This is a genomic window from Polaribacter pacificus (assembly GCF_038024035.1).
Classification (GTDB): domain Bacteria; phylum Bacteroidota; class Bacteroidia; order Flavobacteriales; family Flavobacteriaceae; genus Polaribacter; species Polaribacter pacificus.
Genome location: NZ_CP150664.1, coordinates 855,179 through 869,391, shown reverse-complemented (window position 1 = coordinate 869,391; position 14,213 = coordinate 855,179). Strand labels below are relative to the sequence as shown.

The following is a 14,213-nucleotide window of genomic DNA, read 5'->3' as shown; positions in this document are numbered from 1 at the left end:
ATGGTTACAATAAAATCTATCAATGCTAAAATTATAAGTTACAGTTTGTTGGTCCTTTTTTTACTTGGATCTGCTACTTTTTACGGACAGAACACGGTAATTAGTTCTAACAATACTTCGTATACGGTTACATCCTCAAACAAAAAAGGGGTACGTACTTATAAAGTTAAAAACAGTAAAAGTAATTTTCAAGTAGAATACGAAGGAGAAATTACCTTATCTGATGATGATAAAGATGTTATTGGGGTTTCAAGAGGTGGATTTATAGAAATTAAAAAAACAAGCTTTGGAAGTAAAAGACGGATACTCATTCATGCAGAAAGCGGGAAGCTGGTTAAGAAATATTATGTTGGTTGGTCAGAAAAAGGATTCGCTCCTGCAGGGAAAGAATGGTTGGCAGAAATTTTGCCAAAAATCTTAAGAAGCACTACCATTGCTGCAGCATCTAGGGTGGATCGTTTTTATAAAAAAGGTGGAACCAATGCGGTGTTGGCTGAAGTCAGAAAAATGGATAGTGATTATGTACAAGCAGCCTATATAAAGTTATTGCTAGAAAAAAGTTTAAGCACCAATGATTTAGTGGGTGTCTTACAAGCGACAGGTAAAAATATTAAATCTGATTACTATATCTCTCAAATTTTAAAAAGCAATCAAAAAGCATTTTTTAAAAATGATAAAACGGTTAGTGCTTATATCAAAACGACATCAGGTCTTAAGTCTAGTCATTATATGACACAGATCTTAAAAAGCTTAATTAAAGATACGAGTATATCTGACAATCAATTGGATGAGATGTTAGAAATAACAAAGAGTTTAAAATCAGATCATTATTTGACTCAAATTTTAACTGAGTTGATGAATACAAGAACTTTAAATTCAACAAACATCAACAAGCTGCTTGAAATTTCTGAACAGTTAAAGTCTGATCATTACAGAACGCAAGTACTGCAAAAAGCATTAAAATCAAATAAGCTTTCTAAGAGTGGTTATGATAGTTTTTTAGGTTCTTTAAAAAATATTAAATCAGATCATTACAGCTCAACTATTATCATGGATTTATTAGATCAAAATCTAGATGACAAAGAGCTAAGTAAGGTGTTAGGAATTCTTACAGTAAATGTAAAATCTGATTTTTATGCAGGTAAAATCTTTAAGAAAATGGCACAAAACAAACAGTTGTCTGACAAGCAAATTGTGATTTTATTACAAGCGATTTCTAAGAACATAAAATCTAGTTATACCTTGTCTTCAGTTTTGGTTAGTTATGCTGATCGTGTTAAGAAAGGGTCTCAACAAGTTAGGGATGCGTATCTGAGTGTTGCCAAAAAGATTAGCTCTGACACCTACTACGGTAAGGTTATGAAGGCCATCAATTAAGTTAAAGAGCAATGTCATTCTATACGCATATTTAAATGTAATAGGATGACATTTTAATTTATTTTTTAACCAAACTTATTATGAAATATATATCTTTAATAGCAGTTGCAGTATTCTTGCTGGGTTGCAACCAGAAAAAAAACTCAACTAAAACTGAAAATTTTATTAGTATTGATCAGGATTATGAACTGGCATTAAAAACTGCTTCTAAAGAAAATAAACTACTCTTTATTGATTTTTACACCACCTGGTGTGCCCCTTGTAAAGAAGTCGATGAACTGGTTTTTCAAAATGATTCTATACAGCAAATTCTTAAGAAAGATTATGTGTTTTTGAGGTATAATGCAGAGAATGACACGGTTTTTCATTTGTCAAAAAAACATCATGTAAGTAGTTACCCCACAGGGCTTGTTCTAAATAGTAATGGTTATGTTGTTAATAGAAAATATGGTTTCCCCGGAGATGACTTTAAATCACTAAGCAAAAGCGTTCTAGAGTTTACTACACAGAGTAAAGAGTTGAGTAAGCAAGCTAAGTTCTTAGATGGATATTCAAACAGCATTTCTATTTCTAAGTACCCGAAATTTTACATCGATTATATCAATAGAACAAATACAAAAATTAACCCTTCAGAGCTTAATGCTTACTGGGCTAAAGAGCAAGATGTTTTTTCTGAAGAGTATTTTTCTACATTGATTTATTTTGCGAGAGAAGCCTCAAACACAATTTCTAATACAACCTTACAAAACAAAAAAAAGTACGTTGCTCTTTTTGGTAAGACGGATGTGGATATTTTGTTTTATTTTTTAACCTCAGGTAAATTTAATACAGCAATTTTAGAGAAAGACCAATTAAAGTACGATGAGGCAATAGTCTTTGCAAAAGAGGCGCTAAGTAAAAGTTGGACCGACGATATTTTACCTTCTTTTGAGATTGATTTTTTAAAGGCGCAAAACAAATGGAGAACTGTTTTTGAGATCAATCATCAATTGAAAAAAGAAGGGAAGTTTAGCAGTGGGGAAATCAATTATTTTTGTTGGGATGTCTATCAAAATTGCGATGATATGGAGGTTGTTAAAAAATGTCTTTCATGGATGCAAGAAGTAATCAGTGAAGAACCAAGTTATGCCTTTTTAGACACCTATGCCTTTTTGATGTACAAATCTGGAGATAAAAATGAAACCAAAAAGATTGTTGAAGTAGCTATTGAAGCTGCTATCAAGGAAAATAAAAAAACTGAAGACCTAAAAAAGCTCTTAAATAAACTTTAAAATTATTTTAAAAGCAGGCAAGAACAAGTTCATAGGTTTTTTATCCAAGACTTATTGATTAACTTCGTTTATACAATTAAATTGATCAATGAAAAATTTGCAATTGAAAAAGCATCTTCTACTAATTTCTCTAGGACTACTAATTAGCTGCCTAATTGCTTATTATTTAATAGAGAGCGATGCAGATCAATTAGAATTTTTTACGCTAAGTACTTTTATTTATGTTGGAACTACTGGTGTAATCAATGCCTATGTATTGTATTTTGTTACTAAGTTCTTAGATCGATTTTTTCCTTGGCATACACAAACAGGAACTCGATTACTTATTGGGGTTCTTGTAGATTTTAGTCTGGTATCTTTTATTAGTTTTCTTGCCTTTTATGGCTATCATTCTGTAGAACTTTCTTTGGATGAAATAACAGAAGCGTATCAGCAAGTTTTTATCAAATTTGCTATCGTATTGTTGATGGTGATCTTACTCTATGCGGTAATTTATTTTGCGCTGTATTCATATTATATGTACACCAATCTTCAAATAGAAAAGGTAAAACAAGATCGAAAACAAATTGATCTTCAGTTGACTGCCTTAAAAAACCAACTGAGTCCTCATTTTTTATTCAATAGTTTAAATACGATATCTTCATTGGCATACCAAAATACAGACAAAGCAGCCCTTTTTATACGAAAGCTTGCTGTGATGTATCAATATACAATCAAAAGCTATCATAAAACATTAATTTCTTTGGCAGAAGAATTGGATTTTGTCAATTCTTATGTCTATTTGATAAGCACGCGTTTTGAAGATAAATTTTCTATCAATATTAATTTACCTAAAGAAATCTTGCAAAGTCGTATACCACCATTAACCTTGCAAATGCTCATAGAGAATGCTGTAAAACACAATAGCATGAATGTCAATCAAAAATTAGAAATTAATCTCTATTTTCAAAACAATAAGATCTGTGTTCAAAATTCGATTACTCAAAAACCACTGCAGGTAAGTTCATTTCAGATTGGTTTAAAAAATATTAACGCAAGATATTTACTGCTCGCTAAAAAAGGAATCTCGACGACTAATGGTGCTAATTTTATTGTAAAGCTACCTCTCATTCAATGAAAAAACTATTTATACATAAACCGTTTTTTCGCCTGCTAAGTCCAATATTTAGTGGGGTCATTTGCTATTTGTTGGTGCTCTTAGTCAACAACAATGTAGGGCAGCTAACTGAGGACTTTTTAGGACAAGAGTTGTATTTCTGTATTCTGTTATCCTACGCGGTTCAAGAGTTTTCGAGACTTTTATTACAGTTGTTTCAAAAGCTACCCACTATTGGGGGCACCCTGTTAACTATTAGTGTTAAATGCCTAGTTTCTCTAATTTTGAGTATGGTTATTATTACTGTGTTTATTTCTGTGTATTACCAATTGATACTTGGATTTTCGCCTTCTACAGAAGAGTTACTACTCTTTAATAGTATTTTTTCTAGCATTACGTTTGTTTATATCTGCCTTTATATCAGTCATCAATACTTGTATAAAATCAATAGTCAAAAACTGGCAATGGAGTTGTTGAGAAAAAAGAATATTGAAGAAGATTTTAAACAGTTTAAGCAAGAAATAAACCCAAAACTGCTATTTGAAAGCCTTGAGTCTTTATTGGTTTTACTAAATGAAAACAATGATCAAGTTGATGATTTAATTGATCAACTGGCAATTATTTATCGATATATTTTAAGCAATAAAACAACAGAGTTGGTCACTATAGAAAAAGAATTAGAAGTCCTAAATCATTTTATATTGCTCTATAATTATCTACCCTATAGAAAGGTTGTTTTAAATGTATCTGCACTCACCAATTTTTTAATAGTGCCTGGAAGTTTACTTTTTGTAATAGAACAAGTCATTAGAAGTGTTATTATTTCTCAGCATTCAAAACTACTCATAACTATAGAACAACAAGCAGAATCTATAGAAGTGAGGTATACTCCAGAGGATTTGTTGATTGCAGGTTTTGATGCAGTTAATTTTGTCTCTTTAAAAAAAGCCTATAGTATTTACAGTAAAAATGAGATCCAGATACAAGAGCTAGACAATATGCGTGTGATATCAATTCCTAAACTAATTTTAAAGCCTAACTAATGAAAGTAGTACTTATAGAAGATGAAGTGTTGGCTAGTGAAAAATTAGAACGTTACTTAGAAAAGTATGGCAGTCAAATTTCTGTTGTTCAAAAACTCACAAGCATATCAGAATCTGTAGCTTGGTTTCTGGAAAACCATGACTATGATTTGGTTTTTATGGATATTCAATTAATAGATGGTCTGAGTTTTGAAATTTTAAATCAAGTTTCAATACAGAAACCCATCATCTTTATTACGGCCTTTGATGAGTATGCCATTGATGCTTTTAAGGTAAACAGTATCGACTATATCTTAAAGCCTATTACGTTTACAGACATCTCTAAAGCTTTAAAGAAGTTAAAATTAATGCAGTCGGTCTTAATTTCAAATGAGGTTATAGAAAAGGTAACGAAAGAATATTCAGAAAAAAAGGTTAAGGATCGGTTTTTGGTTCGACTAGGAAATCATATCCACGCAATAAATACTAAAGATATTGCATTGTTTTATGCAGAGGGTAGAACTGTTTTTTTAATGACCAATCAGCAAAAAAAATACATTATAGAATACACTTTAGAAAACCTAATTGAAATCCTTGATTCAAGAGCTTTTTATCGTGTTAATAGAACTTTTATCGTTGGGTATAATAGCATTCATGATTTGATAGTTTACAGCAATAGTAGGCTTAAAATAAGTCTAAAAATCACTCTTGATAAAGAGGTTATTGTCAGTCGAGAAAAAGTAAGTGATTTTAAAAAATGGCTAGAAGGGGTTTAGCTTTTTTTCTCCGGAATAAACTTTAACGCAGCGCCATTAATACAGTGTCTTTTTCCTGTGGTTGCTCTAGGTCCATCATCAAAAGAATGTCCTAAATGACTCCCGCAAGTGGCACATTTTAGTTCTGTCCTAGCCACACCTATTTCAAAATCAACATCCAAAGCTACCTTGTTTTTAATAGCTCTATCAAAACTCGGCCAGCCTGAACCTGAATCATATTTATACTCAGAGGCATAGACTGCTGTATTACAAGCTGCACAGACATAAGTTCCAGGGCTATAGTTTTTGTCTAAAGGGCTAGAAAAAGCTCTTTCTGTTTCTGATTTTCTCAAAACAGCATATTGCAATTCAGTAAGTTGTGCTTTCCATTCTGCTTCGGTTTTTTGGACTGGATAAGTCTGTTTTTTGATCTTTACAGTTTGAGCATTGCTATTACAGCTCATAAAAATGACTAAAAAAAGAAGTGAGATGCTATTTTTCATACAGAGATGGGTATTGTTATTTTAGTAGTTAAGGTCGTTATAATTTAAAGGTTCTTACATAATTTAAGCATGTTTCTTTTGTATCTGGTAAGATATGAGTAATTTTAACTATTCTAAAGAGAATATATAAAAAGATATCAATGAAGAGAGTAATAGCAATTTTTTTAGTTAGTGTTTTGTTGGCAGCATGTAGCACTGTACCAATCACAGGAAGATCAAGGATAATACCCGTAAATGACGATCAGGTTTTACCTGCAAGTTTTGCTCAGTATAAAGGGTTTTTAGAAGAGAATGAAAAATCTAAAGACATAGAAAAAACCAATCAAATAAAAAATGTTGGACTAAAAATCTCTGCAGCAGTAGATCGATTTATGAGAACCAATAAAATGACTAAGGAAGCAGACTCATATAAATGGGAGTTTAATCTAATTGAAGATAAAACTGTAAATGCTTGGTGTTTACCGGGAGGAAAAGTTGTTTTTTATACTGGAATTCTACCTATTTGTGCAAATGAGGATGGCATCGCTGCCGTTATGGGACATGAGGTTGCACACGCCTTTGCTAAACACGGTCAAGAGAGAATGAGACAAGGTCAGATCCAGGCATTAGGAGGGGTAGCTGTTGCTTTAGGGACCAACGGAAAGAGTGAGCAAACTCAGCAAATTTGGAGTACAGTTTACGGTGTAGGAACTGGAGTAGGAATGCTTGCATATAGTAGAGAACACGAGTCAGAAGCAGACAAATTAGGCTTAATTTTTATGATTATGGCAGGGTATAATGGAGAAGAGGCCTCAGAGGTTTGGGTTCGAATGAGTCAGCAAACAGGAAAGAGCAGTCAACCAGAATTTTTGAGTACACACCCTTCAAACGAAAGCAGAATCAAAGCCCTTAAGGAGTATTTACCAGAAGCTAAAAAGCTAGCAGCCAAATTTAATGCTGTGAGTTTGACGAAAAATTAATAGCTTTACCCAAACCACAAAACATTACAGATGCTAAAAAAAGGGAGTAAAAAATTAATCAATGCTTGGTCTTTTTATGATTGGGCAAATTCTGTTTACTCACTAGTGATTAGTACTGCTGTTTTTCCGCTGTATTACAGTGCTATCACAAAAGATGAAACCGTTGTTTTTTTAGGAACTGAATGGGCACATCCTGATAGTTTATACAGTTATGCATTGTCTTTTTCATTTCTAATTGTGGCAATGTGCTCACCTATATTATCAGGAATTGCTGATTATACCGGAAACAAAAAGAAATTCATGCAATTTTTCTGCTACCTAGGGTCAATTTCGGTTATGTGTTTGTTCTTTTTTAAAGGTGTAGAAACTATTTGGGTCGGAATTATCTGTAGCATGTTGGCTAGTATTGGTTTTTGGGGAAGTTTGGTATTTTACAACGCTTATTTACCAGAGGTTGCCTATCCAGAACAACAAGATGCTGTGAGTGCAAAAGGATTTATTTATGGTTATATAGGTTCTGTTATTTTGTTGGTTATAAATCTAATAATGATCCAAATGCCAGATACTTTTGGAATCACCGCTGGCTTAGCCTCTCGAATTTCATTTGTCATGGTTGGTCTTTGGTGGATGGGCTTTGCTCAAGTTACCTTTGCAAGGTTACCCGCTAATAAAACCTACCAAAAACCAAAAAAAGATTATATCTGGAAAGGGTTTAAGGAGTTAAAGACCGTGCTTGCAGAAATTAAAGATTACCCTACATTAAAACGGTTTTTAATCGCTTTTTTCTTATTGAGTGTTGGTGTTCAGACAATTATCTTATTGGCAACTATTTTTGGATCAAAAGAATTGGGTTTAGAGACCATTAGCTTAATTATAACTGTTTTACTTATTCAACTAGTAGCAATTGTTGGGGCGGCTGTTTTTTCTAGAGTTTCTAAAAGATTCGGAAATTTAAAAGCCTTGAAAATTACCATTAGCATTTGGATCGTCGTTTGCTTTTGTGCCTTTTTATTGCATAAAGACATGCCAAATGTTTCTCTGTATTTTTATGGGTTAGGAGGGCTTTTAGGCCTTGTTTTAGGAGCTATTCAATCTTTAACTCGTTCTACCTACTCAAAGCTTTTACCAGAAACGAATGATCATGCTACCTATTTTAGTTTTTATGATGTTACAGAAAAAATTGCCATCGTCTTAGGAACTTTTGTCTTTGGGTTTTTAATTTATTTGACTGATTCTATGCAGTGGAGTGTTTTGTGTCTTGGGTTGTTCTTTTTGGCTTCTCTTATCATTATCAGCACTTTAAAAAAGACCAAATACGTACGCTAATTTCGTATTTATTAAAATCCTTTTCCATTTGCTATACTTGGCATAAGAATTGAACTTATCAATTAAATCACAGCTGTAATTAATTACTAAGCTCTTTGTTATTAGTAGTTTACAGTTTCTGTGTTTTGTAAACCTTATTAGAAAATCCAATTATAATGTCATTTTGACAGAAATACAAGTATGAGTAAACATAAAATTTTAGGATTAGACAGTTTGTCGCTTCACAATATGTTAGATGAAGATTCAGAGTTAATTCCATTAATGACACCCGAAGATGAGGAGTTAATTAATAATGAGGAAGTACCTGGTGTTTTGCCAATTCTACCTTTGAGAAACACAGTTTTGTTTCCAGGTGTAGTGATTCCAATTACAGCGGGTAGAGATGCTTCAATTCAATTAATTAAGGATGCCAACGCAGGTGATAAGATTATCGGTGTGGTTGCCCAAAAAAATGAAGAAGTAGAGAACCCGACAGAACAGGATATCTACAAAACGGGAGTTGTTGCACAGATTCTACGTGTTTTAAAAATGCCTGATGGTAATACAACTGTTATAATTCAAGGGAAGAAAAGATTTGAGATTGATCAAATTATTGAGACCAAACCTTATTTAAAGGCCACAACCAAAGAAATTATTGAAAACAGAGATTTAGACAAGACCAAAGAATTTATTGCGATCATTGATTCAATAAAAGAATTGGCCCTGCAAATAATCAAAGCCAATCCAATGTTGCCAAGTGAGGCTTCATTTGCCATTAAAAACATTCAAAGCAGTTCTTTTTTGGTGAATTTCATTTCTTCAAATATGGATTTGACTGTTAAGGAAAAGCAAGAATTGTTGGGGCAAAATGATTTAAAAGAACGTGCCTTGTTGACGCTTAAAAAATTGAATAAAGAGTTGCAGCGCTTAGAGCTTAAGAACGATATTCAATCGAAGACGCGTTCTGATATGGATCAACAGCAACGCGAATACTATCTACATCAGCAGCTAAAAACCATTCAAGAAGAATTAGGAGGTGTTTCTAACGATGAGGAGTTAGAAGAAATGCGTTTAAAATCTCTAACTAAAAAATGGAGTAAAGAGGTGGCTGATACTTTTGAGAAAGAATTAGGTCGTCTTAGAAGAATGAATCCGCAAATGGCAGAATATGGAGTTCAGAGAAATTATCTAGAACTGATGTTAGAATTGCCTTGGGGTGAGTATTCTGAAGATAAATTTGATTTAAAAAGAGCGCAAAAGATCTTAGATAGAGATCATTTTGGCTTGGAGAAAGTAAAAGAAAGAATCATAGAACATTTGGCAGTTTTAAAACTGAGAAATGATATGAAATCTCCTATTATTTGTTTGTATGGACCTCCTGGAGTAGGGAAAACATCTTTAGGGAAATCAGTTGCAGAATCATTAGGGAGAAAATATGTTAGAATGTCTCTTGGTGGTTTACGTGATGAAGCAGAAATCCGTGGACACAGAAAAACATATATCGGAGCAATGCCAGGTCGCTTGATTCAGAATTTGAAAAAAGCAGGAACTGCAAATCCAGTTTTTGTGTTGGATGAAATTGATAAATTGAGCAATAGTCATCAAGGAGACCCTTCTTCTGCTATGTTAGAGGTATTAGACCCTGAGCAAAATACTGAGTTTTACGATAACTATTTAGAGGTTGGTTTTGATCTTTCTAAAGTGTTGTTTATTGCTACAGCAAATAACTTAGGAGAGATTCCTTGGGCCCTAAGAGACAGAATGGAAATCATTAATGTTTCTGGTTATACTACCGAAGAAAAAATAGAGATTGCTAAAAGACATTTGCTGCCAAAACAATTAAAAGAACACGGGTTAACAAAAGAGCATTTAAAGCTTGGAAAAGCGCAGATTGAAAAGATTATTGAAGGGTACACGCGTGAATCTGGAGTTCGTGGTTTGGAAAAACAAATTGCAAAAGTAGTGCGTTTTGCTGCAAAATCTATTGCAATGGAGGACGCTTACGAAATTGACTTAACCAATGATGATATTGAAAAAATATTAGGGCCAGCAAGATTAGAACGCGATAAATACGAAACGAATGATGTTGCAGGAGTGGTTACAGGTTTAGCTTGGACCGCAGTTGGTGGAGATATTTTATTTATTGAGTCTATTTTATCGAAAGGTAAAGGAAGTCTAAGCATTACTGGAAATTTAGGAAAAGTGATGAAAGAATCTGCAACCATTGCGATGGAATACATCAAAGCAAATGCAGAAGATTTTGGAATAAATCCTGAGGTTTTAGAGAAGTACAACGTACATATTCACGTTCCAGAAGGTGCAACCCCAAAAGATGGGCCAAGTGCTGGAGTTACCATGTTAACCTCGTTGGTTTCTGTGTTTACTCAACGCAAAGTGAAAAATAAACTAGCGATGACTGGTGAAATTACTTTAAGAGGAAAAGTATTACCGGTTGGTGGTATCAAAGAAAAAATATTGGCTGCAAAAAGAGCGAATATTAAAGAAATCATTCTGTGTAAAGAAAACGAAAAGGACATCTTAGAGATCAAAGAATCTTATTTAAAAGGCCTGACCTTTCATTATGTTACTGATATGAGTGAAGTGATACAATTAGCACTTACAAAACAGAAAGTAAAAAATGCTAAGAAATTAGCTTAACAAAAAAGCCGCTCATTGAGCGGCTTTTTTATTTTTGAGTATACTCCGTGATTAATTGTTTGTGCTCTGGATATTTTGTGATCAATTGATCCCTTGTTGGGAGAATAAAATCACTGAAATCAAATCCAGGTGACACCGTACAGCTAACCAAAGCGTAAGAATTTTTTTCTACTACAGAAGCTGCAAACCAATGGTTTCCATAAACAACTAATTGAGGCTCTTGCCCGTTTAAAAGATCATTGCCAATTAAATATTCTTTATGGGTGCCCTTTTCTGATATGGTATGTAATTTAATTGAGGAGCCTTCATGAAAATGCCAAATTTCATCTTGTTTTATTTTATGAAAAGCAGAAAAATCACTCGAAGTAAGTAGGAAATAAATACAAGTAGAATAATTCCTTTTCCCAGTATAGCTTTTATCTAAATTTTCAGGGTGAAAACTTTCAATACTTCTGTATGTTTCTTTGTAATATCCTCCTTCGGGATGAGGAACCAACCCAAGCTTTTCTACAATCTGGTTAACTCTTTTCATAATTAAATTTTCTAAGGTCAATAATAGCTCCAGACTCTAATTGATATAAAGTATCAATCTGATAAATTTTATCTGCAACAAACTCTGGGCTGTACAATTCATTGTTGCTTTTTAAATCTTTAAAACGTTGCACAGCTTTAAATTTACTCTCAGGAGTTTTTCTGATAGCAACCTGCATATTTGTATCGACAACACCTGGGTAAATTGCCATAGATTTCATGCCGTTTTCTATTTGGCTTTGCTCTGTAGCAATGACTCTGGTTATCATATCCAAAGCAGCTTTAGAGGCACAATAAACTGACCAGCCAGAATATGGATTTATTGCTGCGCCAGAAGAAATACTAATGATCTGTTTTTTACAAATTAATTTCTTGGTGAGTCTTATAAACTCATTTGCAAGAACTAATGGAGTGGTGGTGTTTAGATGTATAGTTTGCTGAATTTTTTCAGAATCTAAATTTCCAAGCGTATTTATGTTTCCTAAACCCCCGGCATTATTTAGTAAGGTAATCGAGGAAATCGTTTTTGTTTCAATAGAAGAAAACACATTATTGATGGCTCTGATAGTTTCAGAGGTGTTGCTTAAATCTGCAATAATTTGTTCAAAAGTAACATCCTTTGCTTTGCTTCTTGAAATTGAAAATACGGTGTGATTTTCTAAGGCATATTTTTCTGCAATGGCTTTTCCGATCCCGTTAGATCCGCCGGTGATGATAAGTACATTCATAAAAGTAAAAATAGAAAGAATTTTCTACTTAAAATACTTTTTAGACTTGTTCCAATTTTTTTCTTATTTGTAAAACTCTTTCGAGTTTTCCCAATGCTGTGTTATTTGTAAAACTCTTTTGAGTTTTCCCAATGTTGTGTTATTTGTAAAACTCTTTCGAGTTTTCCCAATGCACATCCATTTCAGGAAGGGACATGTTAGAAAGTTCTTTGCCTTCTTTTTTAGCAGCGTTTTCTAAGTATTGGAAACGCTTGATAAATTTTTTATTGGTTTTTTCAAGGGCATTTTCTGGATTGACTCCAATAAAACGAGCGTAGTTGATCATAGAAAACAAGACATCGCCAAACTCCTTTTCAATATTTTCTGTATGCTGATTTTTGATCTCTTCATTAAGCTCGGACAATTCTTCTTGAACTTTCTCCCAAACCTGTTGAGGCTCTTCCCAATCAAAACCAACCCCGGCAACCTTGTCTTGTATTCTGTTAGCTTTAACCAAAGCAGGTAAGCTTTTAGGGACACCTTCAAGTACAGAAGAATTCCCTTCTTTAAGTTTTAGTTTTTCCCAGTTTTGTTTTACTTCTTCTTCATTTTTAACCTTTACATCCCCATAAATATGAGGATGTCTGCTGATTAATTTATCAGAAATGGTATTGGCAACATCAGCAATGTCAAAAGCCTTTTTTTCACTTCCTATTTTAGCATAGAATACGATGTGCAAGAGTACATCTCCTAGTTCTTTTTTAATTTCTCCTAGGTCGTTTTCTAAAATAGCATCTGCCAATTCATAAGTCTCTTCTATGGTTAGATGTCTAAGGGATTCTAAAGTTTGCTTTTGATCCCATGGACACTTTTCACGGAGCTCGTCCATGATATCTAATAACCTATTAAAGGCTTCTAATTGTTTGCTTCTGCTATTCAAAGGATGTTTTTATGCGTTTTCTTCTTCTGATGGACTTTCTACTTTTGAAAAATCAAAACCAGAAAGGATTAAAGCATTGTACCATTGTAATACTTTTTTGATATTAGATGGGTAAACACGCTCTTGATCAAAATTTGGTAGAATTTCTGAAAAATAAGCTACTAATTTAGCATTGCTTTCTTTAGGGCTTATGGCAGCTTTTCCTTCTTCTTTTTCTGCAATACTCTTAAAAACATCTAAGAGAAGTACTTCATCTTCATAAGTAAATATTGCGATGTTCTCTAACAAGCTAACATTATGAGTAGAGAGGATTGGAAAGCGTTTTCCGTCTGTTAAAGATTGAACAATGATTCCTGTTTTGCTTTGAGACAAAACTTCATACAAACCAGGTTTACCAGTAACAGCAATAATTTTATTAAATTCCATATGTGTCTTTTTACGCCTTTGGCGATTTATTTTCTTTTTAAATTAGGAAATCGCATTCTGTATTCTGCGTTAATTTTCCCTTTTGATATATTTTCTAATTTCTTTTTGATCAATCGCTTTTTTAAGGTCGATAATTTGTCAGTAAATAAAATACCTTCAATATGATCGTATTCGTGTTGAAAAACTCTTGCAGCTAGACCATTGAGAGTTTGTGTATGCTTTTCAAAATTTTCATCTTGATATTCAATGGTGATTTCTTCTGGTCTAAAAACATCTTCTCTAATATCAGGGATGCTTAGACAACCTTCATTAAAAGCCCATTCATCTCCATTTTCTTCTATGATTTTTGCATTGATAAAAACATGCTTAAAATCAGCTAGGCTTTTTTTATCTTCCTCACTAAGATCTTCATCTTCAGAAAAAGGTGTAGCATCAATTACAAACAAGCGAATTGCTTTACCAATTTGTGGAGCAGCCAATCCAACACCATGGGCATTGTACATGGTTTCTTTCATGTTGGCAATTAAAGTTGTCAACTCTGGGTAGTCTGCATCAATCTCTTTACCGACTTTTCTTAATACAGGATCTCCGTATGCTACTATGGGTAAAATCATTCTTTAAAATTTACTTTTTTTGTGACTGCAAAAGTACAAAGAAAGAAGA

The 14,213-nt window shown here is 33.3% G+C and carries 14 protein-coding genes; 8 read left to right on the top strand and 6 right to left on the bottom strand.

Annotation, left to right across the window (positions count from 1 at the left end):
- The 5 genes from WHC90_RS03965 to WHC90_RS03945 all read left to right on the top strand — a co-directional run bounded on the left by WHC90_RS03965 (position 1) and on the right by WHC90_RS03945 (position 5,542).
- Positions 1-1,377 carry a hypothetical protein gene (locus WHC90_RS03965; RefSeq protein ID WP_188599296.1) on the top strand — a complete coding sequence of 459 codons (1,377 nt, stop codon included), beginning with the start codon at positions 1-3 and terminating at the stop codon, positions 1,375-1,377.
- A gap of 80 nt (positions 1,378-1,457) precedes the next feature.
- Positions 1,458-2,648, top strand: a complete 1,191-nt coding sequence (locus WHC90_RS03960; protein ID WP_188599297.1) for a thioredoxin family protein — start codon at positions 1,458-1,460, stop codon at positions 2,646-2,648.
- 103 nt (positions 2,649-2,751) lie between these two features.
- Positions 2,752-3,765 carry a sensor histidine kinase gene (locus tag WHC90_RS03955; protein ID WP_188599298.1) on the top strand — a complete coding sequence of 338 codons (1,014 nt, stop codon included), beginning with the start codon at positions 2,752-2,754 and terminating at the stop codon, positions 3,763-3,765.
- Complete coding sequence (locus tag WHC90_RS03950; RefSeq protein ID WP_188599299.1) at positions 3,762-4,787, top strand: histidine kinase; 1,026 nt, start codon at positions 3,762-3,764, stop codon at positions 4,785-4,787. Before WHC90_RS03955 ends, WHC90_RS03950 begins: the two co-directional genes overlap by 4 nt.
- Entirely contained in the window at positions 4,787-5,542 is a 756-nt protein-coding gene (locus tag WHC90_RS03945) for a LytR/AlgR family response regulator transcription factor (protein WP_188599300.1), read from the top strand. Before WHC90_RS03950 ends, WHC90_RS03945 begins: the two co-directional genes overlap by 1 nt.
- On the opposite strand, the gene msrB is transcribed toward WHC90_RS03945, so the two are convergent.
- Positions 5,539-6,024: a peptide-methionine (R)-S-oxide reductase MsrB gene (gene msrB, locus WHC90_RS03940; protein ID WP_188599301.1), complete on the bottom strand. Its 486-nt coding sequence runs from the start codon at positions 6,022-6,024 to the stop codon at positions 5,539-5,541. The genes WHC90_RS03945 and msrB overlap by 4 nt on opposite strands.
- 140 nt (positions 6,025-6,164) lie before the next feature.
- On the opposite strand from msrB, the gene WHC90_RS03935 reads away from it, so the two are divergent.
- The 3 genes from WHC90_RS03935 (at position 6,165) to lon (ending at position 10,946) form a co-directional block, all read left to right on the top strand.
- On the top strand, positions 6,165-6,983 hold the full coding sequence (locus tag WHC90_RS03935) for a M48 family metallopeptidase (protein WP_188599302.1): 819 nt from the start codon (positions 6,165-6,167) through the stop codon (positions 6,981-6,983).
- Positions 6,984-7,013: 30 nt separating this feature from the next.
- Entirely contained in the window at positions 7,014-8,309 is a 1,296-nt protein-coding gene (locus tag WHC90_RS03930; protein ID WP_188599303.1) for an MFS transporter, read from the top strand.
- A 180-nt stretch (positions 8,310-8,489) separates the two neighbouring features.
- Positions 8,490-10,946, top strand: a complete 2,457-nt coding sequence (gene lon, locus WHC90_RS03925) for an endopeptidase La (RefSeq protein WP_188599304.1) — start codon at positions 8,490-8,492, stop codon at positions 10,944-10,946.
- Positions 10,947-10,974: 28 nt separating this feature from the next.
- Here lon and WHC90_RS03920 read toward each other — a convergent pair whose 3' ends face one another.
- The 5 genes from WHC90_RS03920 to def form a co-directional block, all read right to left on the bottom strand.
- Entirely contained in the window at positions 10,975-11,478 is a 504-nt protein-coding gene (locus tag WHC90_RS03920; RefSeq protein ID WP_188599305.1) for a cupin domain-containing protein, read from the bottom strand.
- Positions 11,465-12,205: an SDR family NAD(P)-dependent oxidoreductase gene (locus tag WHC90_RS03915; protein ID WP_188599306.1), complete on the bottom strand. Its 741-nt coding sequence runs from the start codon at positions 12,203-12,205 to the stop codon at positions 11,465-11,467. Before WHC90_RS03915 ends, WHC90_RS03920 begins: the two co-directional genes overlap by 14 nt.
- 139 nt (positions 12,206-12,344) lie before the next feature.
- Entirely contained in the window at positions 12,345-13,124 is a 780-nt protein-coding gene (gene mazG, locus WHC90_RS03910; protein ID WP_188599307.1) for a nucleoside triphosphate pyrophosphohydrolase, read from the bottom strand.
- A 9-nt stretch (positions 13,125-13,133) separates the two neighbouring features.
- Positions 13,134-13,550, bottom strand: coding sequence for a DUF5606 domain-containing protein (locus WHC90_RS03905; RefSeq protein ID WP_188599308.1), 417 nt, complete (start codon positions 13,548-13,550; stop codon positions 13,134-13,136).
- 26 nt (positions 13,551-13,576) lie between these two features.
- A complete protein-coding gene (gene def, locus WHC90_RS03900; protein WP_188599309.1) occupies positions 13,577-14,164 on the bottom strand; it encodes a peptide deformylase in 588 nt (195 codons plus the stop codon).
- Between the last annotated feature and the right edge of the window lie 49 nt (positions 14,165-14,213).

Excerpts from the sequence above, each read along its gene's own strand:
- def (WP_188599309.1), bottom strand. The coding sequence starts at position 14,164 with ATGATTTTACCCATAGTAGCATACGGAGATCCTGTATTAAGAAAAGTC.
- WHC90_RS03965 (WP_188599296.1), top strand. The coding sequence starts at position 1 with ATGGTTACAATAAAATCTATCAATGCTAAAATTATAAGTTACAGTTTG.
- WHC90_RS03945 (WP_188599300.1), top strand. The coding sequence starts at position 4,787 with ATGAAAGTAGTACTTATAGAAGATGAAGTGTTGGCTAGTGAAAAATTA.
- WHC90_RS03950 (WP_188599299.1), top strand. The coding sequence starts at position 3,762 with ATGAAAAAACTATTTATACATAAACCGTTTTTTCGCCTGCTAAGTCCA.
- WHC90_RS03935 (WP_188599302.1), top strand. The coding sequence starts at position 6,165 with ATGAAGAGAGTAATAGCAATTTTTTTAGTTAGTGTTTTGTTGGCAGCA.
- WHC90_RS03905 (WP_188599308.1), bottom strand. The coding sequence starts at position 13,550 with ATGGAATTTAATAAAATTATTGCTGTTACTGGTAAACCTGGTTTGTAT.
- WHC90_RS03960 (WP_188599297.1), top strand. The coding sequence starts at position 1,458 with ATGAAATATATATCTTTAATAGCAGTTGCAGTATTCTTGCTGGGTTGC.
- msrB (WP_188599301.1), bottom strand. The coding sequence starts at position 6,024 with ATGAAAAATAGCATCTCACTTCTTTTTTTAGTCATTTTTATGAGCTGT.
- WHC90_RS03930 (WP_188599303.1), top strand. The coding sequence starts at position 7,014 with ATGCTAAAAAAAGGGAGTAAAAAATTAATCAATGCTTGGTCTTTTTAT.
- lon (WP_188599304.1), top strand. The coding sequence starts at position 8,490 with ATGAGTAAACATAAAATTTTAGGATTAGACAGTTTGTCGCTTCACAAT.
- WHC90_RS03920 (WP_188599305.1), bottom strand. The coding sequence starts at position 11,478 with ATGAAAAGAGTTAACCAGATTGTAGAAAAGCTTGGGTTGGTTCCTCAT.
- WHC90_RS03915 (WP_188599306.1), bottom strand. The coding sequence starts at position 12,205 with ATGAATGTACTTATCATCACCGGCGGATCTAACGGGATCGGAAAAGCC.